This window comes from Stenotrophomonas sp. YJH_SMC_20 (assembly GCF_059367845.1).
Genome location: NZ_JCAFRG010000012.1, coordinates 97,623 through 123,428, shown reverse-complemented (window position 1 = coordinate 123,428; position 25,806 = coordinate 97,623). Strand labels below are relative to the sequence as shown.

The 25,806-nt window shown below is 66.6% G+C and carries 21 protein-coding genes and 1 tRNA gene; 13 read left to right on the top strand and 9 right to left on the bottom strand.

Annotated elements, in window-relative coordinates:
* Positions 1-180: 180 nt before the first annotated feature.
* The 3 genes from AC5P6A_RS18270 to AC5P6A_RS18260 all read right to left on the bottom strand — a co-directional run bounded on the left by AC5P6A_RS18270 (position 181) and on the right by AC5P6A_RS18260 (position 3,024).
* A complete protein-coding gene (locus AC5P6A_RS18270; protein ID WP_049453347.1) occupies positions 181-1,458 on the bottom strand; it encodes a citrate synthase in 1,278 nt (425 codons plus the stop codon).
* Positions 1,459-1,754: 296 nt separating this feature from the next.
* Complete coding sequence (locus AC5P6A_RS18265; RefSeq protein ID WP_005410871.1) at positions 1,755-1,997, bottom strand: type B 50S ribosomal protein L31; 243 nt, start codon at positions 1,995-1,997, stop codon at positions 1,755-1,757.
* A gap of 88 nt (positions 1,998-2,085) precedes the next feature.
* Positions 2,086-3,024, bottom strand: a complete 939-nt coding sequence (locus AC5P6A_RS18260) for a nucleoside hydrolase (protein ID WP_227844874.1) — start codon at positions 3,022-3,024, stop codon at positions 2,086-2,088.
* Positions 3,025-3,251: 227 nt separating this feature from the next.
* On the opposite strand from AC5P6A_RS18260, the gene AC5P6A_RS18255 reads away from it, so the two are divergent.
* Entirely contained in the window at positions 3,252-4,484 is a 1,233-nt protein-coding gene (locus AC5P6A_RS18255) for a Fic family protein (RefSeq protein WP_227844873.1), read from the top strand.
* Between the two features lie 53 nt (positions 4,485-4,537).
* On the opposite strand, the gene recG is transcribed toward AC5P6A_RS18255, so the two are convergent.
* The 5 genes from recG to gmk all read right to left on the bottom strand — a co-directional run bounded on the left by recG (position 4,538) and on the right by gmk (position 10,585).
* Complete coding sequence (recG, locus tag AC5P6A_RS18250) at positions 4,538-6,649, bottom strand: ATP-dependent DNA helicase RecG (RefSeq protein ID WP_227844872.1); 2,112 nt, start codon at positions 6,647-6,649, stop codon at positions 4,538-4,540.
* Positions 6,650-6,656: 7 nt separating this feature from the next.
* Positions 6,657-7,043 carry a RidA family protein gene (locus AC5P6A_RS18245; protein ID WP_005410875.1) on the bottom strand — a complete coding sequence of 129 codons (387 nt, stop codon included), beginning with the start codon at positions 7,041-7,043 and terminating at the stop codon, positions 6,657-6,659.
* Between the two features lie 198 nt (positions 7,044-7,241).
* Positions 7,242-9,404, bottom strand: a complete 2,163-nt coding sequence (locus tag AC5P6A_RS18240) for a RelA/SpoT family protein (RefSeq protein WP_019661980.1) — start codon at positions 9,402-9,404, stop codon at positions 7,242-7,244.
* A 105-nt stretch (positions 9,405-9,509) separates the two neighbouring features.
* Positions 9,510-9,809: a DNA-directed RNA polymerase subunit omega gene (gene rpoZ / locus AC5P6A_RS18235; protein WP_005410877.1), complete on the bottom strand. Its 300-nt coding sequence runs from the start codon at positions 9,807-9,809 to the stop codon at positions 9,510-9,512.
* A gap of 110 nt (positions 9,810-9,919) precedes the next feature.
* Positions 9,920-10,585 (bottom strand): guanylate kinase, encoded by a 666-nt coding sequence (gene gmk / locus AC5P6A_RS18230; protein ID WP_019661981.1) that lies wholly within the window; start codon positions 10,583-10,585, stop codon positions 9,920-9,922.
* A 291-nt stretch (positions 10,586-10,876) separates the two neighbouring features.
* On the opposite strand from gmk, the gene fdnG reads away from it, so the two are divergent.
* The 8 genes from fdnG to selD all read left to right on the top strand — a co-directional run bounded on the left by fdnG (position 10,877) and on the right by selD (position 21,633).
* Positions 10,877-13,945 carry a formate dehydrogenase-N subunit alpha gene (gene fdnG / locus AC5P6A_RS18225; RefSeq protein WP_346715191.1) on the top strand — a complete coding sequence of 1,023 codons (3,069 nt, stop codon included), beginning with the start codon at positions 10,877-10,879 and terminating at the stop codon, positions 13,943-13,945.
* Positions 13,946-13,955: 10 nt separating this feature from the next.
* A complete protein-coding gene (fdxH, locus tag AC5P6A_RS18220; protein ID WP_346715190.1) occupies positions 13,956-14,873 on the top strand; it encodes a formate dehydrogenase subunit beta in 918 nt (305 codons plus the stop codon).
* The gene (locus AC5P6A_RS18215; RefSeq protein ID WP_180878002.1) at positions 14,870-15,517 is read left to right on the top strand and encodes a formate dehydrogenase subunit gamma; all 648 of its coding nucleotides are present in this window, start codon (positions 14,870-14,872) and stop codon (positions 15,515-15,517) included. Before fdxH ends, AC5P6A_RS18215 begins: the two co-directional genes overlap by 4 nt.
* A gap of 549 nt (positions 15,518-16,066) precedes the next feature.
* Complete coding sequence (gene fdhE / locus AC5P6A_RS18210) at positions 16,067-17,050, top strand: formate dehydrogenase accessory protein FdhE (RefSeq protein ID WP_346715189.1); 984 nt, start codon at positions 16,067-16,069, stop codon at positions 17,048-17,050.
* A gap of 4 nt (positions 17,051-17,054) precedes the next feature.
* Positions 17,055-18,479: an L-seryl-tRNA(Sec) selenium transferase gene (gene selA / locus AC5P6A_RS18205; protein WP_346715188.1), complete on the top strand. Its 1,425-nt coding sequence runs from the start codon at positions 17,055-17,057 to the stop codon at positions 18,477-18,479.
* A complete protein-coding gene (gene selB / locus AC5P6A_RS18200) occupies positions 18,476-20,407 on the top strand; it encodes a selenocysteine-specific translation elongation factor (RefSeq protein ID WP_346715187.1) in 1,932 nt (643 codons plus the stop codon). The genes selA and selB overlap by 4 nt, the downstream gene beginning before the upstream one ends.
* Positions 20,408-20,431: 24 nt before the next feature.
* A tRNA-Sec gene (locus AC5P6A_RS18195) sits at positions 20,432-20,527 on the top strand.
* A 26-nt stretch (positions 20,528-20,553) separates the two neighbouring features.
* A complete protein-coding gene (gene selD, locus AC5P6A_RS18190; RefSeq protein ID WP_346715186.1) occupies positions 20,554-21,633 on the top strand; it encodes a selenide, water dikinase SelD in 1,080 nt (359 codons plus the stop codon).
* Between the two features lie 57 nt (positions 21,634-21,690).
* Here the strand turns inward: selD and AC5P6A_RS18185 are convergent, their stop codons facing one another.
* Entirely contained in the window at positions 21,691-22,551 is an 861-nt protein-coding gene (locus tag AC5P6A_RS18185) for a YicC/YloC family endoribonuclease (protein ID WP_021203951.1), read from the bottom strand.
* 124 nt (positions 22,552-22,675) lie between these two features.
* Here AC5P6A_RS18185 and rph point away from each other — a divergent pair, with 124 nt between their 5' ends.
* Genes rph through hemW form a run of 4 tightly spaced genes read left to right on the top strand, consistent with a single transcriptional unit; the run spans position 22,676 to position 25,663 of the window.
* The gene (gene rph, locus AC5P6A_RS18180; protein ID WP_014648280.1) at positions 22,676-23,401 is read left to right on the top strand and encodes a ribonuclease PH; all 726 of its coding nucleotides are present in this window, start codon (positions 22,676-22,678) and stop codon (positions 23,399-23,401) included.
* Entirely contained in the window at positions 23,398-23,787 is a 390-nt protein-coding gene (locus tag AC5P6A_RS18175; protein ID WP_005414366.1) for a VOC family protein, read from the top strand. Before rph ends, AC5P6A_RS18175 begins: the two co-directional genes overlap by 4 nt.
* Positions 23,784-24,380, top strand: a complete 597-nt coding sequence (gene rdgB, locus AC5P6A_RS18170; RefSeq protein ID WP_005410891.1) for an RdgB/HAM1 family non-canonical purine NTP pyrophosphatase — start codon at positions 23,784-23,786, stop codon at positions 24,378-24,380. Before AC5P6A_RS18175 ends, rdgB begins: the two co-directional genes overlap by 4 nt.
* Before the next feature lie 56 nt (positions 24,381-24,436).
* Positions 24,437-25,663 carry a radical SAM family heme chaperone HemW gene (gene hemW, locus AC5P6A_RS18165; RefSeq protein WP_019661994.1) on the top strand — a complete coding sequence of 409 codons (1,227 nt, stop codon included), beginning with the start codon at positions 24,437-24,439 and terminating at the stop codon, positions 25,661-25,663.
* Positions 25,664-25,806: the final 143 nt, after the last annotated feature.

Here is a 25,806-nt window from a genome sequence, read left to right as displayed (position 1 = left end):
CGCGTGCCAACCAAGGTTGGCACCTACCGAAGGCGGATGCGGTGGTAGATCCACGCCAGGCGTGGATGATTTTTCGCCGGCGCCGAAATCGTGCGGACCAACGGTCCGCACCTACCAGGTCCGCGCAAAAAAAAACGCCCCGCGGATGCGGGGCGTTCTCGGCACAACCTACGCGGGCGATCAGCCCTGGTAGTCGCGCACGTCGCTGCCGGTGTAGACCTGGCGCGGACGGCCGATCTTCATTTCCGGGTCGACCTGCTGTTCCAGCCAATGCGACACCCAGCCGGAGGTACGGCCCAGGGCGAACATGACGGTGAACATCTCGGTCGGGATCTGCAGCGCCTTGTAGATGATGCCGCTGTAGAAATCGACGTTCGGGTACAGCTTGCGGGCGACGAAGTACTCGTCCTGCAGCGCGGCCTGTTCCAGCTTCACGGCCACGTCCAGCAGCGGATCCTGCACGCCCAGCTGCTTGAGCACCTTGCTGGTCATCTCGCCGATGACCTTGGCGCGCGGGTCGAAGTTCTTGTAGACGCGGTGGCCGAAGCCCATCAGGCGGAAGCCGGAGGTCTTGTCCTTGGCCTTGACCACGGCGGACTCGACGTTGTCGGCAGTGCCGATCTCTTCCAGCATCTTCAGCACGGCTTCGTTGGCACCGCCGTGGGCCGGACCCCACAGCGCGGTGACGCCCGCGGCGACCGACGCATACGGGTTGGCACCGGTCGAGCCGACCAGGCGCACGGTCGAGGTCGAGGCGTTCTGCTCGTGGTCGGCGTGCAGGATGAACAGCAGGTCCAGCGCCTTCACCACGTCCGGGTTCAGGTCGTACTGGCCATCAGCCGACTCGAAGGTCTGCTTCAGGAAGCGGCTGACGTAGTCCAGCGAGGTGTCCGGCTTGTTGGCCGGCAGGCCCTTGCCGTGGCGGTAGATCAGCGCCGACAGGGTCGGCACCTTGGCGATCAGGCGCACGGCGGCCTGGCGGCGCTGTTCGGCGTCGGACAGGTCCAGCGAGTCGTGATAGATGGCCGACAGCTGCGCGATCGCAGCGGCCAGGATGGCCATCGGGTGGGCATCCTTGGCGAAGCTGCCGATCAGGGTGTTGATCGACTCATCGACGTTGGCTTCGGCGGTCAGCTCATCGGTGAAGGCCTTCAGCTGCTCGGCGCTCGGGCGCTCGCCGTTGATCAGCAGGTAGGCCACTTCGACGTAGCTCGACTTTTCCGACAGCTGTTCGATCGGGTAGCCGCGGTACAGCAGCACGCCCTTGTCGCCGTCGATGTAGGTGATGGCGGACTTGCAGCTGGCCGTCGCGGTGAAGCCGGAATCGTAGGTGAAATACCCCGTTTCCTTGGTCAGCTTCGCGATGTCGACGCAGTCGTTGCCAAGGGTGGGTTTGATGACGGGCAGAACGACCGACTTGTCGCCGGCGTTGAGCGTGACCTGATCAAGATCGGACACTGTGTGCGCTCCTTCATGGGAAGGCGCCTGCCCAAGCGCATTGGTCAGGCACGTGAATGACGTCCTCGGCCTGTGCCGGGGATCAGGTCATTATCGCACAGCAGCATTTGCCCGGCGCTAGACAGAAGTCGTATACGACAGGCAGCCAGACGCCGGCCGTTGAGCGGCCCGGATCGGCAAAAGCGTTGTCACACGAACGCAGTGTTCCGTCCATCCAAACGCCCGTTGGGTTGGCGTTGGGGAAAAACAAACGGCCGCGCAGAGCGCGGCCGTTGGTTCGAAGCTGGATCGACAGATCAGCGCGCGTAGCGCTTCTGGAACTTGTCGATACGGCCCGAGGTGTCGATGACCTTGTGCTTGCCCGTGTAGAACGGGTGCGAAGCCGAGGAAATTTCAACCTTGACCAGCGGGTATTCGTTGCCGTCTTCCCACTGGATGGTTTCCTTCGTCGCCATGGTGGAGCGGGTCAGGATCTTGAAATCGGAGGTGACGTCATGGAAGACGACGTCGCGGTAGTTCGGATGGATATCGGCCTTCATGGGCTCACACCGTAAATGGGCTGGTGGTCAAGAGCGGCATTATAAGCACCGGTTGCCGCCCGGGGCAACCGGTGCCGGGCCACGGACGTCAGTCCGCGCCCAGGGCCTGGCGCACCAGGGCCTCGAAACGCTGCTGGTCGTAGGCCATCAGCAGATCGCAGTTGTCCGGCTGGCCGGTCTGGCGGTTCCAATCGACGATGGTGGCGCCGCGGCTGAACGTGCCGTTCAGCTCCACGTTCAGCGGGCGCGACTCGACCCGCAGCTGCCCGTCGGGGTTCAGCGCCCAGGCCATGGCCACCGCATCGGCGGTGTACCAGCGGCCGCCCTTGCTGTCTTCGGACAGGCCCCGGGTCTTGCGCGAGATCAGCTCGTAGAAGCGGGCGCGATCGGAATCGGCCTGCAGCCACTTCTCGGCGTCCTGCAGCGGCAGGCCATGGGCGACGGTGGCCTCCCAGTCCGACACCAGCAGGTGCTTGAACGAGGTGAACACCACGTGCGCCGCTTCCGGGTCGAACGCAATGTTGAATTCGGCCGCCGGGGTGATGTTGCCGTGGCAGGTGACCGCGCCGCCCATCACCACGATGCGCTTGATGCGCTGTGGCAGGGTCGGGTCCAGCTTCAGCGCCAGGGCCAGGTTGGTCAGCGGGCCCAGCATCACCAGCATCAGCTCGCCGGCGTGCTCGTGCGACAGGCGCAGGATGGCCAGTGCCGCGTGCTCGGCTTCGGCCTGGCGGCTGGGCGGCGGCAGGTCCACGTCGCCGTAGCCGTCACGGCCATGCACGTGGGCAGCGTCGACGGAGGGATGCAGCAGCGGATCCGGGCTGCCGGCAAACACCGGCACGTCGGCGCGGCCGACGATGTCGCAGAGCTTGAGGGCGTTGCGAACGGTGTACTCGAGGCCGACATTGCCGGCGGCGATGGTCAGGGCGACCACGTCGTGCCGTTCATCGGCGAAGGCCATCAGCAGGGCCAGGGCGTCGTCCACACCGGGGTCGGTGTCGATCAACAGCGGGATCTTGTGGGTCATCGTTGCCGTCTTCAGATCGGCAACGAAGTGTGGACCGGGTTGATGACCGTTGCAATACCGCACAGCCCCAACGGCAAAGGTGTCGGGGAGAGCGTCGGATCCTTTGCTCGCCACTAACGGCCCCGCCCGACTCGCTCACGAACATGAACGAATTTTGATTGGGCACGCTTGGAGCGCTCAACATTCATTTGCTATAAAAAGTGATAAATATTTTATAGAAAGCCGCCATGAACGGCGCCTATGAGCACTGGGACAAGGTGCGCCACAGAGCGCCACCGGCAGGCCTGAACGCGGAGCAGTGGTGGCTGGGTATCACGTGGACGCGCGCAGCATTGCTGAAGCCGCTACCGCTGTTGCTGGACAAGACGCAGCAACCCTTCAAGCTCGCACTTACCGATTCAATGCAGCGGCACCTGCACTACATTGACCGGGAGGCCGCAGGCTCGGTGAAGGGTGTGGATGCTGCCAGCGGCCAAGGACGGTTCATGATCCGGTCGCTTATCGAGGAAGCGATGACCTCATCGCAGTTGGAGGGCGCCTCAACCACGCGGGCCGTGGCAAAGGAAATGTTGAGCACGGGCCGCGCGCCGCGCGACCAGTCCGAGCGCATGATCTACAACAACTACGTGGCAATGAACGTGATCCGCGAGCGCGGCATACGCCCGATCACTCCCGGCGAGATTCTGGAACTGCACAGCATTCTCACCGACGGAACGCTGGAGCTGCCAACCGACAGCGGGCGTTTCAGAACCGCCGAAGACAACGTTGCGATCTTCGACCGCGGCTCACCGCCTACGCTTCTGCACACCCCTCCTCCGGCCGAGGAAGTGCCTGCACGGATTGAGCGGCTGTGCACGTTCATCAATGAAGAAAGCACACCGTTTGTGCATCCAGTCGCCAAAGCCATCGCACTACATTTCCAGATTGGCTATGACCACCCTTTCGTGGATGGAAATGGCCGTACTGCGCGCGCACTGTTCTACTGGGCAATGATGAATGCCGGGTACTGGATGACCGAGTACTTCTCCATTTCCAGCGTGCTGAAGAAGTCCCCAGGCAAGTACATGCGGGCCTACCTGTACACCGAAAGTGACAACCGGGATCTTGGCTACTTCGTTGCGCAACAGCTGGAGGCCATTGAGCAATCGATCCAGGGACTGCACGCCTACATCGCCAGGAAGCATGCAGAGGATCAGGCAGCGCGACGCATGTTGCGAACCGCCCGGCTTGGCGGCATGCAGCTCAATCACCGTCAGCGCGCGTTGCTGGCCAACGCGCTGAAAGATCCTGATCGGACCTACACCGTCGCCAGCCACCAGGCGGCACACACCATCACCTATCCGACCGCATTGAAGGATCTGAATGGACTGGTGGCATCTGGGCTTGTCAGCAAAGAGCGCGTCGGCAAAGCGTCAGAATATCTGGTGCTTCCAGGCCTGTCGGAACGCTTGGTGTTGTAGATCCACGCCATGCGTGGATGTGTGGACCAAGGTCCACCCCCACCAACGCGACATCACGCCGAGGCGTAACGCACGGCGGTGCCGATCCAGCGCTGCACCACGCGGTCGGCCAGCGCGGGTTGCTGGTCCAGCAAGCGCTCGGCCAGGTCGTGCACGCCGGGCAGCAGGCCGGCGTCGCGGGCCAGATCCGCGATGCGGAAGCCGGCCAGGCCGGTCTGCCGCGTACCCAGCAGTTCGCCGGGGCCGCGCAGTTCCAGATCCTTCTCGGCGATGACGAAACCATCGTTGGTTTCGCGCATGGTCTGCAGGCGCTCGCGTGCCATCTGCGAGAGCGGTGCCTGGTACAGCAGCACGCAGCGCGACACCGCCGAACCACGGCCGACGCGGCCGCGCAGCTGGTGCAGCTGGGCCAGGCCCAAGCGCTCGGCATTCTCGATCACCATCAACGATGCATTGGGCACATCCACGCCCACTTCAATCACCGTGGTCGCCACCAGCAGGTCGATGTCGCCGGCCTTGAACGCCACCATCGTCGCCAGCTTTTCGGCGGCTTTCAGGCGGCCATGCACCAGCCCGACGCGTACGCCGGGCAGCAGTGCCTGCAGTGATTCGTAAGTGGCCTGCGCGGGGGTTGCATCCAGCTCTTCGCTTTCCTCGATGAGCGTGCACACCCAATACACCTGCCGCCCTTCCTGGCAGGCCAGCGCAATGCGCTCGATCAGCTCCGGGCGACGGTCATTGTTCAGTGCGACGGTCTGCACCGGCGTGCGGCCCGGTGGCAGTTCGTCGATGGCCGAGACATCCAGGTCCGCGTATTCGGACATCGCCAGCGTGCGCGGAATCGGTGTTGCGGTCATCACCAGCTGGTGCGGCACGCTGTTGCCTCCCGCGCCCTTGTCACGCAGCGCCAGTCGCTGATGCACGCCGAAGCGATGCTGCTCGTCGACGATGGCCAGTGCCAGATCCTGGAACACCACGGCCTCCTGCATCAGTGCGTGGGTGCCGACCACCACCTGCGCTTCGCCGCTGGCGACCCGCTCCATCACCTTGGCGCGCGCCTTGCCGGTGACCTTGCCGGCCAGCCAGGCGATGCGCACGCCGAGCGGTTCCAGCCAGCCGCGCAGGTTGTTGAGATGCTGTTCGGCCAGCAGCTCGGTGGGCGCAGCCAATGCAACCTGCTTGCCCTGCTCCACCGCCAGCATCGCCGCCAGCGCGGCGACCACGGTCTTGCCGGAACCCACATCGCCCTGCACCAGCCGCAGCATCGGGCTGGGCCGCGCGAGGTCCTCGCGGATCTGCTTGAACACCCGCGCCTGCGCGCCGGTCAGCGCGAACGGCAATTGCTTCAGCAGCGCCTTGGCCAGCTTGCCGGGGCCGGCCAGCGGCGGTGCATGGTGCGCCTGCAGCGCGATACGCTGGCGACGCAGGCTGAGGTGGTGGGCCAGCAGCTCTTCCATTGCCAGGCGACGCTGCGCTGGATGAGTGCCGGCCGCCAGCGCGGCCAGGTCGGCATCGGGCGGCGGCCGGTGCACGGTCAGCAGCGCGCTGCGCAGTGACGGCAGCCCGAGGCCATCGAGCCAGCCGCTGGGCAGCAGTTCCAGCGTGCTTTCCTCCGGCAGGCGGTCCAGCGCCTGGCCGATCAGCTTGCGCATCGTCATCGGGCCCACGCCTTCGACGGTGGGATACACCGGGTCGAGGCGGTCGCCGAGTTCGGGATCGTCGTTGCGGCCCAGCACCTGGTAGCTGGGATGGACGATTTCCAGGCCGAGGTGGCCCGGCTTGGGCGTGCCGAAGCAGCGCAGCCGGTTGCCGACCGCGAACTGGCCGACCTGCTGCTGGCGGAAGTGGAAGAAGCGCAGCACCAAAGTGCCCCGCCCTTCGTCTTCCACCGCCACTTTCAGCATCGGCCGGTAGCGCATGCCGCGCTCGACCGCGACCACCCGCCCTTCCACCTGCGCCGGTACGCCGTTGCGCAGGTCCTCAATGCGGGTCAGCCGGGTACGGTCTTCATAGCGCAGTGGCAGATGAAGCCAGAGATCCTGCAGGGTGGCCAGGCCACGCGCCTGCAGTTTGGCGGCCACGGCCGGACCGACGCCCGCGAGCATCGCCAGGGATGCTTCGCCGGACGGTGACAGGACCGGGGTGACCGCCGCCTTGCGTGCCACGTGGCGGTCAGTCGATGACCATCACCGCGTCGACCTCGAAGTTGGCGCCCTTCGGCAGGCCGGAGACTTCGATGGTGGAACGGGCCGGGTACGGGGCCTGGAAGTAGTCCTGCATGACCGCGTTGACCTTGGCGAACTCGCCCAGGTCGGTCAGGTACAGGCCCAGGCGCACGACCTTGTCCAGCGAGCCGCCGGCGGCTTCGGCCACGGCCTTGAGGTTGTCGAAGGCGCGGCGGGCCTGTGCTTCGACGTCACCGGCGCCGACGATGTCGCCGGTGGCCGGGTCGAGCGGGATCTGGCCGGAGAAGTACACGGTGTTGCCGGCGCGCACGGCCTGCGAGTACGGGCCGATGGCGGCGGGGGCCTTTTCGGTGTTGATGATCTGGCGGGACATGGGTCGCTCCGGTGCTTGGGGGAAAACAGAGCGGTGATTGTACCGGGTGGGGGCGATGTCGGCTGGGGTCGGATCCGTCTCCTGGCGGGAAACGGCTCTGACCCCGTGCGCTCTCTGTAGAGCCGAGCCCATGCTCGGCTGCTTCAGGCAAGAGCAGCCGAGCATGGGCTCGGCTCTACGGATCGGTGCCGGCGCGGGTTATTGCCGGCGTACCGACTGCACGACCGACAGACGGCGCAGGCGGCGCATCACTTCGGCCAGATGGTTGCGGTCGCGTACCTGGATGTTGAACGCCAGCACGGCGGCGTTGAAGTCGCGGTCCAGGTAGTCCACGCGCTCGATGTTGGAATGGCTCTGCGCGATGGCAGCAGCCAGCTGCGCCAGCACACCGGTGCCGTTCTCTACTTCCACCACCAGCGAAGTGTCGTAGTCGCCGGAAACGGTGGTGTCCCAGCCGATCGGCACCCAGCGCTCGGGCGACTTGCGCAGCTCGGCCAGGTTCGGGCAGTCCATGCGGTGAACCACGATGCCCTTGCCGGCGGTGTGGTAGCCCATGATCTCGTCGCCGGGAATCGGCTGGCAGCAGCCGGCGAAGGTGACCACGCCACGCTCGCTGCCGTTGATCAGGATCTTTTCCTGCGAGTGGTGGCGCGAATGCGGGCCGCCACGCAGTTCGGCGTAGGCCATCAGCGCCTGCGCGGCCTGGGTCGGCATCCAGTTGCCCAGTGCGACCTCGGCCAGCAGCGCCTCCAGGCGTGGGAAACGATGCTCGGCCAGGAACGCATCCAGGCGCCCCTTCGGCAACCGTTCCAGCGACGAATCCATCGCCTCCAGCGCACGGTCGAGCATGCGGTGGCCGAGCTGCACGGCATCTTCGTGTTCCAGCTGCTTGAGCTGGTGGCGGATGGCAGTGCGCGCCTTGCTGGTGACCACGAATTCCAGCCACTGCGGTTTCGGCGTGGCCGAGCGTGCGGTGATGATCTCCACCGACTGGCCCGACACCAGCTTGGTGCGCAGTGGCACCAGTTTCTTGTCCACGCGCGAGGCCACCGCCATGTTGCCGACGTCGGTGTGCACGGCGTAGGCGAAATCGAGCGCGGTGGAATTGCGCGGCAGGGCCAGGATCTTGCCCTTCGGGGTGAACAGGTAGACCTCGTCCGGGAACAGGTCGACCTTGACGTTGTCGAGGAACTCCAGCGAGGAACCGGCAGCACGCTGCGAATCGATCAGTTCGACGATCCAGGCGTGCGCACGGCTCTGCGCACTGTTGGGTGAATCGCCGCCGAACTTGTAGGTCCAGTGCGCGGCCACGCCGCGTTCGGCGATCAGGTCCATTTCCTCGGTACGGATCTGCACTTCGATCGGCGAGCCATACGGCCCGAACAGCACGGTGTGCAGCGACTGGTAACCATTGGCCTTGGGAATGGCGATGAAATCGCGGAAGCGGCCATCCAGCGGCTTGAAGGTGGCATGCACCGAACCCAGCGCGTGGTAGCAGCTGGGTACGCTGCGCACCACCAGGCGGAAGCCGAACACGTCCATCACCTGGTCGAAGGTTTTGTTCTCGTCGCGCATCTTGTTGTAGATGCTCCACGGGGTCTTGATGCGGCTGACCAGGCGGTGCTCGATACCTTCCTTCGCCAGCCGCTGCGACAGCTGCACTTCCACCTGTGCCAGCGCTTCACGGCGTACCACCGGCTGGCTGCGGATGTGCTTTTCCAGGATCGCGTGGCGCCACGGGTACAGCGCCTTGAAGCCAAGATTCTGCAGTTCGCTCTTGACCAGGCTCATGCCCAGGCGCTGGGCGATGGGCGCGTAGATCTCCAGCGTCTCGCGGGCGATGCGGCCGCGCGCTTCGCGGCTCTGCGCGCCCAGCGTGCGCATGTTGTGCAGGCGGTCGGCCAGCTTGATCATGATCACGCGCAGGTCGCGCGACATCGCCAGCAGCATCTTGCGGAAGCTCTCGGCGGCCGCTTCCTGGCGGTCGCGGAACTTCAGCTTGTCCAGCTTGGTCACGCCGTCGACCAGCTCGGCCACGGCTTCGCCGAACTCGGCGGCCAGCGCCTCACGGGTCAGCGGTGTGTCTTCGATGGTGTCGTGCAGGATCGCCGCGATCAACGCTTCCACGTCCAGGCCAAGCTCGGCCAGCACCTGGGCCACGGCCACCGGATGGGTGATATAGGGCTCGCCCGACTTGCGCGTCTGCCCGGCGTGCGCGGCGGCTCCGACTTCCCAGGCGCGGCGCAGCAGCGGCAGCTGTTCCGGCGGCAGGTAATGGGCGGCGCGTTCAAGCTGGAGGACGTAGTCGGGTACGGCGGCAGCGGGGGCTGCGGCGACCTTGGCAGTGGGGCCTGGGTTCATGCCCGAAGCCTATTCCAGCGCGACGTTTACGGCAAATCCTGAATGCGAAACAGCCCGCACGGGGCGGGCTGTTCGGCGATCCAGCAACGACGTTGATCGATGCGATCAATCGTCGTTCTTGGACATGTCTTCGTCGGCGACTACTTCGGCGGCAGCCCACTCCAGCGCTTCGCGCTCGGCGCGCTCACGCTCGGCCTTCTCGACTTCGTCGATCAGCGCGTTGTCGATCTTGCGGGCGGCGATTTCGCGCAGCGCCAGCACGGTCGGCTTGTCTTCGGTCTCGCTGTTGTCCAGCGTGGCCTGCACGCCGTTGGCGAGCTGGCGGGCACGCTTGGATGCCATCATGACCAGTTCGAAACGGTTGTTAACGACTTCCAGGCAATCTTCTACGGTGATGCGGGCCATACGGGCTCCCGGCGACCGGTCGGCCGCTCAGTCGAATGAGGGAAAGGGGACGGAGTGTACTGGCAGGAGCTGGACAAAATCAAGCCAACCCCCACCCGATTCTTTTGGAATCAGTCAGTTGCACCCGGATCGGGGGTCAGCAACGCCTGGATCAGGCTGGCGTGGCGGACCTTCTGGGCCTCCCGTCGCAGGCGGCTGGCGGTGAAGATGGCGCACAGCTCGTCCACGGCAGTGTCGAACACCTCGTTGACGATGACGTAGTCGAACTCGTTGAAGTGCAGCATCTCGTCCCGGGCCGCGCCCAGGCGCTGGGCGATGACGGCTTCGCTGTCCTGGCCGCGCTTGCGCATGCGGTCCTGCAGGGCCTGCTTGGACGGCGGCAGGATGAACACGGTGACCGTGCCCGGCACCAGTTGGCGCACCTGCTGCGCGCCCTGCCAGTCGATCTCCAGCAGCACGTCCTGGCCGGCGGCCAGCTGCGGCTCCACCGACTGCCGGGCCGTGCCCTTCCAGTCGCCGTGCACCCAGGCGTGCTCGAAGAAGTCGCCGGCGGCGATCATCTGCTCGAACTTCTCGGCACTGACGAAGTGGTAGTGCTGGCCATTCACCTCACCGGGGCGCATTGCGCGCGAGGTGAAGGAAATCGACAGGGCGATCTGCGGGTCACGCGCCAGGGTGGCATTGACGATGCTGCTCTTGCCGGCGCCAGACGGGGCGGCCACGATGTAGAGCGTGCCGCGCGCAACGGTGTCCGACGGTTTCGACGGGGCGCTCATGCGGGGGATCCAACGGGTTGATTTCGCAAACTTTTTTCCTCGGTGTTCCAGGTCCGGCGCGGCGGATCGCGCCAGGACGGCGGGGGCTGCGCGGAACATCCTGGAACCAGGCCCGGCAGACGCTTCCCCGGGGTGCGGGCACGCAACTTTACCAGAGGCGCCCGTTTGCGCGCCTGCCCGGCAGGCGCCGGGCCTTGTGCCACATGGGTATGCGGGTGCCTGTGCTATAACCGGGCCGTACCCAACGACAGCCCGGAGGCCCGTGCCTCCCCGCCATCCCAGGAGAACGGCATGCCATCGATGAGCCGCCGCCAGTTCCTGAAAGTGACCGGGACAACCCTGGTCGGCTCCAGCCTGGCATTGATGGGCTTCGCGCCCGGCATCGCGCTCGCGGAGGTCAGGCAGTACAAGCTGACCCGCGCGACCGAGACCCGCAACACCTGTACCTACTGTTCGGTGGCCTGCGGCATCCTGATGTACAGCCTCGGCGATGGTGCCAAGAACGCCGAGCCCAGCATCTTCCATATCGAAGGCGACCCGGACCATCCGGTGAACCGCGGCACGCTGTGCCCGAAGGGGGCCGGCCTGGCCGACATCATCCACAGCAAGTCGCGCCTGCTCTACCCCGAGTACCGGGCACCGGGCTCGAACGAGTGGAAGCGGCTGAGCTGGGACGATGCGCTGGATCGCATCGCGCGGCTGATGAAGGAAGACCGCGACGCCAACTTCGTGCAGAAGAACGAGGCCGGGCAGACGGTCAACCGCTGGCTGACCACCGGCATGCTGGCGGCCTCGGCCACCAGCAATGAAACCGCGGTGCTGACCCACAAGGTCGTCCGCTCCCTCGGCATGCTGGCATTCGACAACCAGGCACGTGTCTGACACGGCCCGACGGTGGCAGGTCTTGCCCCGACGCTAGGCCGTGGTGCGATGACGAATCACTGGGTCGACATCAAGAATGCCGACCTGATCCTGATCATGGGTGGCAATGCCGCCGAGGCGCACCCGTGCGGGTTCAAATGGGTGACCGAGGCCAAGGCGCACAACAAGGCCCGGCTGATCGTGGTCGATCCGCGCTTCAACCGCTCGGCCGCGGTGGCCGACGTGTACGCGCCGATCCGCACCGGTACCGATATCGTGTTCCTGGGGGGCCTGATCAACTACCTGTTGACCGAGGACCGCATCCAGCACGAGTACGTGCTGAACTACACCGACATGTCGTTCCTGGTGAAGGACGAGTTCGCCTTCAAGGACGGCCTGTATTCGGGCTACAACGAAGAGAAGCGCAGCTACGACCGCTCCAGCTGGGACTACGCCTACGGTGACGATGGCTTCGTGCGCAGCGACCCGACGCTGAAGGACCCGCGCTGCGTCTACAACCTGCTCAAGCAGCACTATGCGCGCTACACGGTGGAGATGGTCGAGCGCATCTGCGGCACTCCGGCCGACAGCATCCGCCAGATCTGGGACATGATCGCGTCCACCGCCGTCAAGGACAAGGCGATGACCATCCTGTACGCGCTGGGCTGGACGCAGCACTCGATCGGCGCACAGAACGTGCGTGCCGGCACCATGGTGCAGCTGCTGCTGGGCAACATCGGCGTGGCCGGTGGTGGCATGAACGCGCTGCGCGGGCACTCCAACATCCAGGGCCTGACCGACATCGGCCTGATGTCCGACCTGCTGCCCGGCTACCTGACGCTGCCGAAACAGGACGAACAGGACTACGACGCCTACATCGCCAAGCGCACGCAGAAGCCGCTGCGCGCCAACCAGATGTCGTTCTGGCAGAACTACCCGAAGTTCCACGTCAGCCTGATGAAGTCGTGGTGGGGCGACGCCGCCACCGCCGACAACAACTGGTGCTTTGATTACCTGCCCAAGCTGGACAAGCCGTACGACATGCTGCAGGCGTACGAGCTGATGAACGAGGGCAAGATCCATGGCTACATCTGCCAGGGCTTCAACCCCCTGGCCTCGGCGCCTAACAAGGGCAAGCTGATCAGTGCGTTCTCCAAGCTGAAGTTCATGGTCAGCATGGACCCGCTGGAAACCGAGACCATCGCCTTCTGGCAGAACCACGGTGCGTTGAACGACGTCGACCCGAGCACGATCCAGACCGAAGTATTCCGTCTGCCGACCACCTCCTTTGCCGAGGAGAACGGCGCGGTGGTGAATTCCTCGCGCTGGCTGCAGTGGCACTGGAAGGGGGCCAACCCACCGGGCGAAGCGCGCAGCGACATCGAGATCATGTCCGAGCTGTTCCATCGCATCAAAGCGTTGTACGAGAAGGACGGCGGTGCGTGGTGGGAGCCGGTGCGCGACCTGGCCTGGAACTACGCCAACCCTGAGGTACCCACGCCCGAAGAACTGGCGATGGAATACAACGGCAAGGCGCTGGCCGACGTGCTCGATCCGAAGGACCCGACCAGGCTGGTGCGCAAGGCCGGCGAGCAGCTGGCCGCATTCGGCGACCTGCGCGACGACGGCAGCACCGCCTGCGGCTGCTGGATCTACATCGGTGCCTGGGGCCCGACCGGCAACATGATGGCGCGGCGTGACAACAGCGACCCCACCGGCATCGGCAACACGCTGGGCTGGGCCTGGGCGTGGCCGGCCAACCGCCGCGTGATGTACAACCGCGCCTCGTGCGACGTGGCCGGCCAGCCCTTCGATCCGCGCCGCACGCTGCTGGCCTGGAACGGGAAGAACTGGGGCAACGTGGACGTGCCGGACTTCAAGGCCGACGAAGATCCTGCCGGTGGCATGGGCCCGTTCATCATGAACCCGGAAGGCATCGCCCGCTTCTTCGCCAAGGCCGGCATGGCCGAAGGCCCGTTCCCGGAGCACTACGAACCGTTCGATACCCCGCTGCGCAGCAACCCGCTCAGCCCCGGCCAGGCACTGACGCTGAACAACCCGGCAGCGCGCGTATTCGCCAGCGATCGTGCACAGATCGGTTCGCCGGACGAGTTCCCGCATGTGGCCACCACCTACCGCCTGACCGAGCATTTCCACTTCTGGACCAAGCACGGCAAGTTGAACGCCATCATCCAGCCCGAGCAGTTCGTCGAGATCGGCGCGGCGTTGGCCGACGAGCTGGGCATCAACAACGGCAGCCGCGTGCGGGTCAGTTCCAAGCGCGGCCACATCGAAGCGGTCGCCATGGTGACCAAGCGCATCAAGGCCCTGCAGATCGATGGCCGGACCGTGCACCAGGTGGGCGTGCCGATCCACTGGGGTTTCCTCGGTGCGGCCAAGCCCGGCTACATCGCCAATACGCTGACCAACGCCATCGGTGACGGCAACTCGCAGACGCCCGAATCGAAGTGCATCCTGGTCAAGGTCGAGAAGGTGTAGGAGACACGCCATGTCACTGCAATCGCTGGACATCATCCGCCGCTCGGCCACCACCACGCCCTCGCCGGAGGCGCGTGGTGCGCACACCGGCCAGGTCGCCAAGCTGATCGATGTGAGCAAGTGCATCGGCTGCAAGGCCTGCCAGGTCGCCTGCATGGAGTGGAACGACCTGCGCGACGAGGTCGGTAGCTGCGTTGGCAGCTACGACAACCCACCCGACCTGAGCGAACAGTCGTGGACGGTGATGAAATTCCGCGAGTACGAGGACGAGAAGGGCAAGCTGGAGTGGCTGATCCGCAAGGAAGGCTGCATGCACTGCAGCGATCCGGGCTGCCTGAAGGCCTGTCCGTCGCCCGGCGCGATCATCCAGTACGCCAATGGCATCGTCGACTTCCAGGAAGAGAACTGCATCGGTTGCGGCTACTGCGTGACCGGTTGTCCGTTCGACGTGCCGCGCATTTCCAGGAAGGACCACAAGGCCTACAAATGCACGCTGTGTTCGGACCGGGTGGCGGTGGGCCAGGAACCGGCCTGCGTGAAGACCTGCCCGACCGGCGCGATCACCTTCGGCAGCAAGCAGGCGATGACCGAGCACGCGGCCGGCCGTGTGGAAGACCTGAAATCGCGCGGCTACGAGAACGCCGGCCTGTACGACCCGCAGGGCGTGGGTGGCACCCACGTGATGTACGTGCTGCAGCATGTGGACAAGCCCGAGCTGTACGCCGATCTTCCCAAGGACCCACGCATCAGCCCGATGGTGGAGGTCTGGAAGGGCGTGGCCAAGCCGCTGGGCCTGCTGGCGATCGCCGCCACCGCCTTCGCCGGGTTCCTGCATTACATCGGCATCGGCCGCAATACGGTCAATGACGAGGAGGAAGAAGAAGCCGAGCACGAGGCGAAGAAGATCGAAGAGGAGCAGCGGCCATGAAGTACGCACCGCACCCGCGCCAGATCATCCGCTACCGCGCGCCGACCCGCATCAACCACTGGATCGTGGCGATCTGCTTCGTGCTGACCGCCTTGTCAGGGTTGGCCCTGTTCCACCCTGCCCTGTTTCCGCTGACCCAGCTGTTCGGTGGCGGCCCCTGGACGCGCATCCTGCATCCGTTCATCGGCTTGGCCATGGTGGTGGGCTTTGCACTGCTGGCGTTCCGCATGTGGCGCGACAATCTGCCGACCGCTGACGATCGCGCGTGGATGCGCGGCATGCGCGATGTGCTGCGCAACGAAGATGAGAAGCTGCCGCCGGTGGGCCGTTTCAATGCGGGCCAGAAACTGCTGTTCTGGGCCATCATCGGCTGCCTGTCGGCGCTGCTGCTGACCGGCTTCGTGATCTGGCGGCAGTACTTCAGCCACTTCTTCCCGATCGGGGTGATCCGCTTCTCGGTGCTGGCCCATGCGCTGTTCGGCTGGGTGCTGGTGTGCGCGATCGTGGTGCACATCTACGCAGCGCTCTGGATCAAGGGGTCTGTGCGGGCGATGACCCAGGGCAAGGTGACCTATGGGTGGGCGTACAAGCATCACCGGCAGTGGTTCCGGGACATCCTGCGCGGACGTCGGGAAGAGGGGTAGCGGCAGGGCCTGCGGCCCTGCACCCGCTTCAAGCCAAGGCAACAGCGACAGCGGCTATCCGTGGGATGGCGGGGTGGATCCGGTTGCGGGGGACGCTGCAAGTACCCCTCCGGGGCCCGGCCCAGCCGCTGGCGGCTGTGCGTTCGGGCGCTTGCGAAGCAGTGCTTCGCAAGCAAAGCGCCCTCACCCATGTAAGCTCGGTCGCCGCTTGCTCGTGTGCGCTGTCCTGCGCACACGGCAAGACCGGGGTTGGGCGTCCTGCCCAACCCGCCCGAAGCATGCCTCGGGCCCATGCGGCTCACGCCCCCGCAACCGGCCCCACCCCGCCCTCGACAGTTGGCCGCGATCTGTCGGTGGGTGCCGACCGTTGGTCGGCACTGATCGAATCCCGACCAACGCTCGGGATCCACTTTCAACCAACCGATGGGGTCAGATCCGTTTTCCTGTGGAAAACGGATCTGACCCCAACCTTTCAAATGGCCGGCAACACGCTGGACGCCAGCGCTGACAACGGCGAGGATGGAGCCTGGTTCTTCTGGCTGGCCCTGCATGGCGCAACGGATCCTTGAACCCGGTGAGATCGAGACGCTCGCCTCGCGCGATGTTCCGCGCATCATCCTGCCCGATGTCACATCATTGTTCGCTGAGCGCGCGACGCGCCTGCGCAGCCTGGCCGCGCACAGTGCCATCGGCGGCTACCTGCAGCTGCTGGCGGCGTTGGCCGATGCACAGCAGGCGCTGCTGGGCGGGCTGACACCGCAGCAGCGCGAGGCACTGCAATGGCAGGCACGTGCGCAGCAGTCGAGTGCGGCGGCCGGTGCCGGCATGCCGTTGCGGCCGGCCAACACGCTTCAGCTGGATGGATGCTGGCGCGACTGGCTGCGCACGCTGTGCCAGCACTGTGCCGACGAAATGGGGCTGCCGCTGGAAACCCGACAGGAGCTGCAACGCGTCGCCGCGGCCGACGACACCTGGCTGGATGCGCAGGCCCATGCCGTGCTGGAGCGTGATGACGCGCCGTCGGTGGATGCGGTCGCTGCACTGCTGGTGATGAACGCACTGCAGGTTTACTGGGCGGTGCTCGCAGCCAGCTTCCGCCCTACCGACCTGAAGCCGCTGGCTGATGCGCCAGGGCTGTGCCCGCTGTGCGGCACGTTGCCGGTGACCAGCGTGGTGCAGGCACGCCCACCCTATGCATCCTACCGTTACCTGTCGTGCTCGCTGTGCGCCTGCCAGTGGCACTACGTGCGCGTGCAGTGCAGCCAGTGTGGTGCCGCCGGCAAGGACATCGCCTATCGCGCCCTGGCCGATGTGGACGGCGACAGCGGCGAGGCGGTGCGCGAGAGCGCGGTGCGTGCCGAGACCTGCGACCACTGCCATAGCTATCGCAAGATCCTGTATCTGGAGAAAGACCCGTCACTGGAGCCGGTGGCCGATGACCTCGGCACGCTGGCGCTGGATCTGCTGCTGGCCGAAGAAGGCTATGCGCGTGCCAGCCAGAATCCGCTGCTGTGGCAATCCGACGCCGACTGAGGCGATGACAGCCATGCCCCCCGCCGCGGCATCGGCCGCCGCCCTGCCCTCGCTGGACCGGGTGCTGCGCCTGCCTGCACTGGCGCCACTGATCGAAGGCCACGGTCGAAGCCGCATCACCCAGCTGCTGCGTTCGCACCTGCAGGTGCTGCGTGAGCGTGTAAGCGCCAGCCACTTTTCGACCGCGCAGCTGCAGGAAGCGGTCGACGGCCCGGCGCTGGCGACGGCAGTCGAGGCCGCACTGGCAGCTGATGCACGGCTGGACCTGCAACCGATGTTCAACCTGACCGGCACCGTACTGCATACCAACCTGGGTCGCGCATTGCTGCCCGAGGCTGCGGTGCAGGCCGTCACCCGCGCGATGACCGCGCCGGTGGATCTGGAGTTCGACGTCATCCGTGGCCGTCGCGGCGACCGCGATGCGCGGGTGCAGGCGTTGATCTGCGAACTGACCGGCGCCGAAGCCGCCACCGTGGTCAACAACAATGCGGCGGCGGTCCTGCTGCTGCTCAACAGCCTGGCCAACCGCCGCGAGGTGGTGGTGTCGCGCGGCGAACTGGTGGAGATCGGCGGTGCCTTCCGCATCCCCGATGTGATGCGCAGCGCGGGCGCGCGGCTGCTGGAAGTGGGTACCACCAACCGTACCCATCCGGCCGACTTCACCAACGCCATCGGCGCGCGCACAGCGCTGCTGATGGAGGTGCATGCCAGCAACTACGCGATCACCGGATTCACTGCCAAGGTCGACACTGCGGCAATGGCTGCGATCGCGCACGAACATGGCCTGCCGCTGGTGGTGGACCTGGGCAGTGGCAGCCTGTGCGAGCTGGCGGCCTTCGGCCTGCCGCACGAGCCCACCGTGCAGGAAGCACTGGCGGCCGGCGCCGATCTGGTTTCGTTCAGTGGCGACAAACTGCTGGGCGGGCCCCAGGCCGGGATCATCGCCGGCCGCGCCGACCTGATTGCACGGATCAACCACAACCCGCTGAAGCGGGCACTGCGCATGGACAAGATGGGCCTGGCCGCACTGGAAGCGGTGCTGGCCCTGTACCGCGAACCCGAGCTGCTGGCACAGCGGCTGCCGACACTACGCACGCTCTCGCGCACGCAGGAGCATATCGATGCGCAGGCCCAGCGCCTGCTGCAGCCGATGCGTGCCTCGCTGGCGGCGGACTACACCCTCGAGCCTGCTTCGATGCACAGCCAGATCGGCAGCGGCGCGCAGCCACAGGCGCAGCTTGCCAGCGCCGGACTGCGCATTGCCAGCGCACGCCGGGGCGGACTGGATCGCCTGGCCAAGCGCTTGCGTCAGCTACCGCGCCCGGTGCTGGGCCGCATTGCCGATGACGCGTTGTGGCTGGACTTGCGCTGCCTGGAACCCGCCGACGAAGCGGCCTTCCTGGCCCAATGGAGCATGCTGCAGGCATGATCGTCGGCACCGCCGGGCATATCGACCATGGCAAAACAAGCCTGGTACGCGCACTGACCGGCATCGAAACCGATCGCCTGCGGGAAGAGCGTACGCGCGGCATATCGATCGAACTGGGCTACGCCTATGTCCCGGTGGAAAGCGGGGACGTCGAAGGTCCGGCCGCGACGCTGGGCTTCGTCGACGTTCCGGGCCATGAGCGCTTCGTGCACACGATGGTGGCCGGCGCCACGGGTATCGATGTCGCCCTGCTGGTGATCGCTGCCGACGACGGCGTGATGCCACAGACCCGCGAGCATCTGGCCATCCTGCAACTGCTGGGCGTGAACCGCGGTGCGGTGGCGCTCACCAAGATCGACCGTGTGGATGCGGCGCGCCTGGCCCGGGTCGAGATCGAGGTCGCTGCCCTGCTGGCCGGCACGCCGCTGCAGGATTCCCCTGTGTTCACCTGCAACAGCACCGCACCCGACGATGCTGGCATCAACGCGCTGCGTACCCAGCTGCACGCTTGGGCGGCGGACGACGCCAGCACGCGCCAGGCCGAACTGCGCAGCGAGCTGTTCCGCATGCCGGTGGACCGCGTGTTCTCGCTGGCCGGCCACGGCACGCTGGTGACCGGCGCAGTGCACGGCGGCATCGCCGCGGTGGGTGAGCATCTGCAGCTGATGCCGGCCGCCACTGAAGTGCGCATACGCCGCATCCACGCGCAGAACCAGGCCAGTGACCACGCGATGGCCGGGCAGCGCTGCGCGCTGAACCTGGCGGCCATCGCCCGTGATGACATCCGCCGCGGTGACTGGATCGCCGACGCACGCGCACTGCTGGCCACCACCCGCGTTGATGTGCGGTTGCGGCTGTCCGCGTTGGCCGCACCGTTGCGCGACTGGGCACCGCTGCATATCCACTGGGGCACGATGCACCGGCAGGCCCATGTGGTGCTGCTGGAGAACCATGACCACGGTGATGGGCAGTTGGTGCAGCTGGTGTTCGATGCTCCGGTCTGTGCGATGTGTGGCGACCGCTTCATTGCCCGCGATTCAGCGGCCACCCACACGCTGGGCGGCGGCCTCGTGCTCGATCCGGACCCGCCACAGCGGCGCCGACGCAGTCCTGCACGGCTCGCATGGCTGGGAGCACTGGAGCAACTGGCCGCGGGTGCGGGAATCGGCCCACTGTTGCAGCAGGCGCCCTTCGGTGTTGCCATGGCCGCGCTGCAGCGCTACTGCCGGCGCGCCGCCGACCGGATCGTTCTTCCCGCAGGCGCACAGCGCGTCATCACCCGCGAAGACACGGTGGTCATCCTCGCCTCGCACTGGCAGCTGCTGCGCGAGCAGGTAGTCACCTCACTGCGCAGTTGGCATGAGCGACGCCCCGACGAACCCGGTGTCGACAGCGGCCGCCTGCAGCGCAGCACCCTGCCCTCGCTTGCAGCGAGCCTCTGGAATGCCCTGCTGCAGGAGCTACTGGACGACGGCAGTGTGCAACGCGTGGGTGCCTGGTGGCGCCTGCCCGGCCATGACCATGCGCCGCCGGAACGCGAGCGTCTGCTGCTGGAACGCGTGCTGCCGCAACTGCACGCCGGTGGCTTCGATCCACCGTGGGTGCGCACCCTTGCTGCCGAGATCGGAATGGCCGAAGACGAGATCCGCGCCGTCCTGCGCCGCGCCACCGCACGTGGCGAGCTGTTCCAGGTGGTGCCGGACCTGTTCTATGCACCCGCACGCATTGCCGAACTCGCCGCGATCGTCGCGCAGCTGTCACGGGCCAGCGGCACGGTGGATGCGGCCACGTTCCGCGATGCCATCGGCCTGGGCCGCAAGCGCAGCATCCAGATCTTGGAGTTCTTCAATCGCGTTGGCTACACTCGACGCGTCGGTGACCAGCATCGGCCGCGTGGCGACCTGCAGTGGAACGCAGCCCGCGACTGAGCCCACCGCTACCGCCGTACTTTCGGAAGGCATGCGCATCCGGGCATGCGGCTGGGCTTCAAACCCAGTAGGGGGCGTCGATCGTTCCCTGGTAGGTTCGACTCCTGCTGCCTTCCGCCATTCGTGTTTCCGCAGGAGATGTCGGCATGGCCACGCACGCGCAGTCCCCCGCCCCGTCAACGGCCGATGCCCCACAACGACTGACCTCTCTCGCGCATGGCGGCGGCTGCGGCTGCAAGATCGCGCCGGGCGTGCTGAGCGAACTGCTGCGCGGCGTGCCGGCGCTTCCGGCACCGGCTGAGCTGCTGGTTGGTCGCGAGACCAGCGACGACGCCGCGGTGTACCGCCTTGATGACCGCCAGGCGATTGTCGCCACCACTGATTTCTTCATGCCGATCGTCGACGATCCATTCGACTTCGGCCGCATCGCCGCCACCAACGCGTTGTCGGACCTGTACGCGATGGGCGCCCGGCCATTGTTCGCACTGGCCATCGTCGGCATGCCGATCAACGCGCTGCCGCAGGACACCATCCGCAGCATCCTGCAGGGCGGAGAACGCGCCTGCGCCGACGCCGGCATCGTGGTGGCCGGTGGTCACAGCATCGATTCGGTGGAACCCATCTACGGCCTGGCCGCGATCGGCGTGCTCGATCCGCAGCGGCTCAAGCGCAATGCCGATGCCCGCGCCGGCGATGTGCTGGTGCTGGGCAAGCCGCTGGGCGTGGGCGTGTATTCGTCAGCACTGAAAAAAGAAGTGCTGGATGCCGACGGCTACCGGCAGATGATCGCGTCGACCACCCGCCTGAACACCGTGGGCGTGCCCCTGGCTGCGCTGGACGGCGTGCATGCCATGACCGACGTGACCGGTTTCGGCCTGCTCGGCCACCTGCTGGAAGTGTGCCGTGCCAGTGGCGTTGCCGCCGAGGTGGACAGTGCACAGGTGCCGCTGCTGCCACAGGCACTGGAGCTGCTGCAGCGTGGCTGCGTGACCGGCGCATCCAACCGCAACTGGGCCTCGTATGGTGCCGAGGTGCGCTTCGCCGATGGGTTGCCGGCACACTGGCAGCCGCTGCTGACCGACCCGCAGACCAGCGGCGGCCTGCTGGTGTCGTGCGCCCCGGAAGCGGTGGACGCGGTGCTGGCCTGTTTCCACGACGCCGGGTTCGGTCAGGCGGCCGTGGTGGGGCGGCTGGCCGAAGGCGCGCCGGGCGTCAGCGTGCGCTGATGCGCTGGAACGACAAGGGCGCCCGAAGGCGCCCCTGCTGTATCGCTGGATGCAACATCATTCGATGTTCTGCACCTGCTCGCGGATCTGGTCGATCAGCACCTTCAGCTCCACCGCGGCATTGGACGTGCGGCTGTCCACCGACTTCGAGCCCAGCGTGTTGGCTTCGCGGTTGAACTCCTGCAGCAGGAAGTCCAGGCGGCGGCCGACCGGCTCGCGCTGCTTGAGCACACGGCGGATCTCGACGATGTGGCTGCCGAGGCGGTCCAGCTCTTCATCCACGTCCAGCTTCTGCAGCCACAGCACCAGTTCCTGCTCGGCGCGGCCGGGGTCGACCGGGTGCGGCAGGTCGGCCAGGCGTGCGGCCAGCTTGCTGCGCTGGCCGTCGCGAATGGCCGGAATCAGCGTGCGCACTTCGGTGGCGATGCGTTCGATGCCGTCCACGCGCTCACTGATAGCCGCCGACAACTTGCCGCCTTCGCGCTCACGGGCCTCGACGAAACCTTCCAGCACCTGGTCCAGCAGCGCCAGTGCCTCGGCCTGGAGAGCGGCGGCATCGGTGGCCTCGCCACGGGTCACGCCCGGCAGCTGCAGCAGGTCGGTGAAGCTGACCTGGAGGTTGGGGAAATCGGAGGTCAGCCGGTGCGCAAGGCGACCCAGCTGGCCCAGCAGCGCCTCGTCCACCTGCAGGTTGGCCGCCGCTTCCGGCGCGCGCAGGCGCATCACCAGATCCAGCTTGCCACGGCTCAGGCGCGCGGCGATGCGCTCGCGCAGCTGCGGTTCCAGCGCCCGCAGCTCCTCGGGCAGGCGGGTGCCGACCTCCAGGAAGCGGTGGTTGACCGAGCGCAGCTCGCAGCCCAGCGTGCCCCACGGGGTGACCCGCTCGCCGCCGGCATAGGCGGTCATGCTTCGAATCATGGATTGTGTCCGGTGCGTGCAAAGGGGGAATGGTACCCTAGCGCCCTCACCAGAGCCCCCTTGCCCGCCCCGTGAAGGCCGCGGGCGTGGCGGCGTACTCCCTCGCCATTACGGAACCCGCACCATGTCCGATTCCCGCCCCAGCGGCCGCCAGCCCGACCAGCTCCGCCCGGTCGTCATCCAACGCGGCTTCACCCGCCACGCCGAAGGTTCGGTGCTGGTGTGCTTCGGTGAAACCCGCGTGCTGTGCACCGCCAGCGTCGAGAACCGCGTGCCGGGCTTCCTGCGCGGCAAGGGCGAAGGCTGGGTCACCGCCGAGTACGGCATGCTGCCGCGCGCCACCCACACCCGCAGCGACCGCGAAGCGGCCCGTGGCAAGCAGGGCGGCCGCACCCTGGAGATCCAGCGCCTGATCGGCCGCAGCCTGCGCGCCTGCGTGGACCGCAACGCGCTGGGCGAGCGCACCATCACCCTGGACTGCGATGTGCTGCAGGCCGACGGTGGCACCCGCACCGCCGCCATCACCGGCGCCTACGTGGCCCTGGTCGATGCGGTGAACGTGCTGATGAAGCGTGGCGACATCAAGCGCAACCCGGTCCTGGGCGCAGTGGCTGCCGTGTCGGTAGGCGTGTACCGCGGCACCCCGGTGCTGGACCTGGACTACGCCGAAGACAGCGACTGCGACACCGACATGAACGTGGTGATGAACGACGGTGGCGGCTTCATCGAGCTGCAGGGCACCGCCGAAGGCCACGCCTTCCGTCGCGATGAACTGGACGCGCTGCTGGGCCTGGCCGAGAAGGGCGTGGCCGAGCTGCTGGCCGCGCAGCAGGCGGCGCTGTCGGCATGAACCGCCGCATCGCCCTGACCACCCTGGTGGTGGCCGACTATGACGAAGCCATTGCCTGGTACACCGGCAAGCTCGGCTTCGCACTGTTGGAGGACATCGACCAGGGCCACAAGCGCTGGGTGGTGGTCGGCCCGACCGACGGCAGCGCCGCCGCCCTGCTGCTGGCCCGCGCCAGCGACGAGGAACAGCGCAGCCGCATCGGCAACCAGACCGGCGGCCGCGTCGGCTTCTTCCTCAACACCGACGACTTCCGCCGCGACCACGCGGCGATGGTCGCCGCCGGCGTCGAGTTCCTGGAAGCGCCGCGCGAAGAACCCTATGCAACGGTTGCGGTGTTCCGCGATCTGTATGGCAACACCTGGGACCTGCTGGAGCCCCGTCAATGAAGAAACTGGTACTGGCCAGCCACAACGCCGGCAAGCTGGTGGAGATGCAGGAGATCCTCGCCGATCTGCCGCTGCAGATCACCTCGGCCGCCGAACTGGGGCTGGGCGATGTGGAAGAGACCGGCCTGACCTTCGTCGAGAACGCGCTGCTGAAGGCACGCGCGGCCTGCGAAGCGACCGGCCTGCCGGCGCTGGCCGATGATTCGGGCCTGATCGTCGATGCCCTCGGCGGTGCGCCGGGCCTGTACAGCGCACGCTATGCCGGCCACCCGACCAATGCTGCGGCCAACAATGCCAAGCTGCTGGACGCGATGGCCGACATTCCCGATGGCCAGCGCAGCGCCCGCTTCTATGCGGTGATCGTGCTGCTGCGCCACGCCACCGACCCGCAGCCGCTGATCTGCGAAGGCCGCTGGGAAGGCCAGATCATCCGCGAACTGCGCGGCACCAATGGTTTCGGCTACAACCCGGTATTCCTGGACACCACCCACGGCCTGACCGCCGCGGAAATGGAGCCGGCACTGAAGAACGCCATCAGCCACCGCGCCATTGCCCTGCAGCAGCTCAAGCAGCAACTGGCGACGCTGTACTGACGCCACCCGATCGACCCTGGGAAGCCGGCCAGCGGCCGGCACTACCGAAGAAGCCCATGCCGCACGCCCACGACCACTGCAACCACCTGCCCGGCGAAGCCTGCTCCGCCGACCACGACAACCCGCCGCGGCTGGTGCCGCCACCGCTGTCGTTGTACGTGCACCTGCCGTGGTGCGTGCGCAAATGCCCGTACTGCGATTTCAATTCGCACCAGGCCAAGGGCGAGCTGCCGTTCGACGCTTATATCGATGCGCTGCTGCGCGACCTCGACCAGGACCTGCCGCTGGTCTGGGGCCGGGTGGTGCACAGCGTGTTCTTCGGTGGCGGCACGCCCAGCCTGTTCCCGCCGGAGGCGATCGACCGCTTCCTGCAGCAGGCCAGCGCGCGCCTGCGCTTTGCCCCCAACGCCGAAATCACCCTGGAAACCAACCCGGGCACCGCCGAGCATGGCCGCTTCGACCGCTACCGCGCGGCCGGCGTCAACCGCCTCAGCTTCGGCATCCAGAGTTTCGACGATGCGATGCTCAAGCGCCTGGGCCGCATCCACGACAGTGGCGAAGCCGAGCGCGCGGTAAAGATGGCGCAGGACGCGGGCTACGACAACTTCAACATCGACCTGATGTATGCGCTGCCGGAACAGACCCTGGCCGGTGCCGAGGCCGACCTGGAACGCGCGTTCGCGCTGCAGCCGGCACACATCTCCCACTACCAGCTGACCCTGGAACCGAACACGGTGTTCTTCGCGCGGCCGCCGCAGGGCATTCCCGACGAAGACAACGCCTGGGACATGCAGGAACACTGCCAGGCATTGCTGGCACAGGCCGGTTTCGGCCAGTACGAGGTCAGCGCCTATGCGCGCCCCGGCCGGCAGAGCGCGCACAACCTGAACTACTGGCGCTTCGGCGACTACCTGGGCATCGGTGCCGGCGCGCACGGCAAGATCAGTTCCGGCGCCGAGGAGCATGTGCTGCGGCGTTGGAAGCTGAAGCACCCGCAGGCCTACCTGGACAGCGCCGGCACGCCCGCCTCGTTCGGCGGCGACGACGTGATCGCGCCGGAGCGCCTGCCGTTCGAATACATGCTCAACCTGCTGCGCCTGCACGAAGGTTTTGGCCTGCGCGATTTCGAGTCGCGCACGGGGCTGCCGCGCAGCGTGCTGGACGCTCCCCTGGCCGAGGCCGTGCAGCGCGGCTGGCTGGACATGACCGATGGCCATGTGCAGCCGACCGAGCTGGGCCGCCGATTCACCAACGATGTGGTGAGCCTGTTCCTGGAGGAGTGATCTTCGCTTGGCAGAGGGTAGTGCCGGCCACTGGCACTCCGGTAAAGACAGCGCTGCCGGCCAGCGGCCGGCAGTACCGCACATCAGGGCCATACCGGGCGGATGCGATTCCCGTTCAGCCTAAAGTAGCGCCGACTGCGGCC

Bases quoted from the DNA above. Each gene is read 5' to 3' on its own strand.
- rpoZ (WP_005410877.1), bottom strand. From the start codon at position 9,809: ATGGCCCGCATCACCGTAGAAGATTGCCTGGAAGTCGTTAACAACCGT.
- fdhE (WP_346715189.1), top strand. From the start codon at position 16,067: ATGGCGCAACGGATCCTTGAACCCGGTGAGATCGAGACGCTCGCCTCG.
- AC5P6A_RS18175 (WP_005414366.1), top strand. From the start codon at position 23,398: ATGAACCGCCGCATCGCCCTGACCACCCTGGTGGTGGCCGACTATGAC.
- gmk (WP_019661981.1), bottom strand. From the start codon at position 10,585: ATGAGCGCCCCGTCGAAACCGTCGGACACCGTTGCGCGCGGCACGCTC.
- rdgB (WP_005410891.1), top strand. From the start codon at position 23,784: ATGAAGAAACTGGTACTGGCCAGCCACAACGCCGGCAAGCTGGTGGAG.
- AC5P6A_RS18265 (WP_005410871.1), bottom strand. From the start codon at position 1,997: ATGAAGGCCGATATCCATCCGAACTACCGCGACGTCGTCTTCCATGAC.
- AC5P6A_RS18245 (WP_005410875.1), bottom strand. From the start codon at position 7,043: ATGTCCCGCCAGATCATCAACACCGAAAAGGCCCCCGCCGCCATCGGC.
- AC5P6A_RS18255 (WP_227844873.1), top strand. From the start codon at position 3,252: ATGAACGGCGCCTATGAGCACTGGGACAAGGTGCGCCACAGAGCGCCA.
- selB (WP_346715187.1), top strand. From the start codon at position 18,476: ATGATCGTCGGCACCGCCGGGCATATCGACCATGGCAAAACAAGCCTG.
- fdxH (WP_346715190.1), top strand. From the start codon at position 13,956: ATGTCACTGCAATCGCTGGACATCATCCGCCGCTCGGCCACCACCACG.
- AC5P6A_RS18260 (WP_227844874.1), bottom strand. From the start codon at position 3,024: ATGACCCACAAGATCCCGCTGTTGATCGACACCGACCCCGGTGTGGAC.
- selD (WP_346715186.1), top strand. From the start codon at position 20,554: ATGGCCACGCACGCGCAGTCCCCCGCCCCGTCAACGGCCGATGCCCCA.
- AC5P6A_RS18240 (WP_019661980.1), bottom strand. From the start codon at position 9,404: ATGAACCCAGGCCCCACTGCCAAGGTCGCCGCAGCCCCCGCTGCCGCC.
- AC5P6A_RS18215 (WP_180878002.1), top strand. From the start codon at position 14,870: ATGAAGTACGCACCGCACCCGCGCCAGATCATCCGCTACCGCGCGCCG.
- AC5P6A_RS18185 (WP_021203951.1), bottom strand. From the start codon at position 22,551: ATGATTCGAAGCATGACCGCCTATGCCGGCGGCGAGCGGGTCACCCCG.
- selA (WP_346715188.1), top strand. From the start codon at position 17,055: ATGACAGCCATGCCCCCCGCCGCGGCATCGGCCGCCGCCCTGCCCTCG.
- rph (WP_014648280.1), top strand. From the start codon at position 22,676: ATGTCCGATTCCCGCCCCAGCGGCCGCCAGCCCGACCAGCTCCGCCCG.
- hemW (WP_019661994.1), top strand. From the start codon at position 24,437: ATGCCGCACGCCCACGACCACTGCAACCACCTGCCCGGCGAAGCCTGC.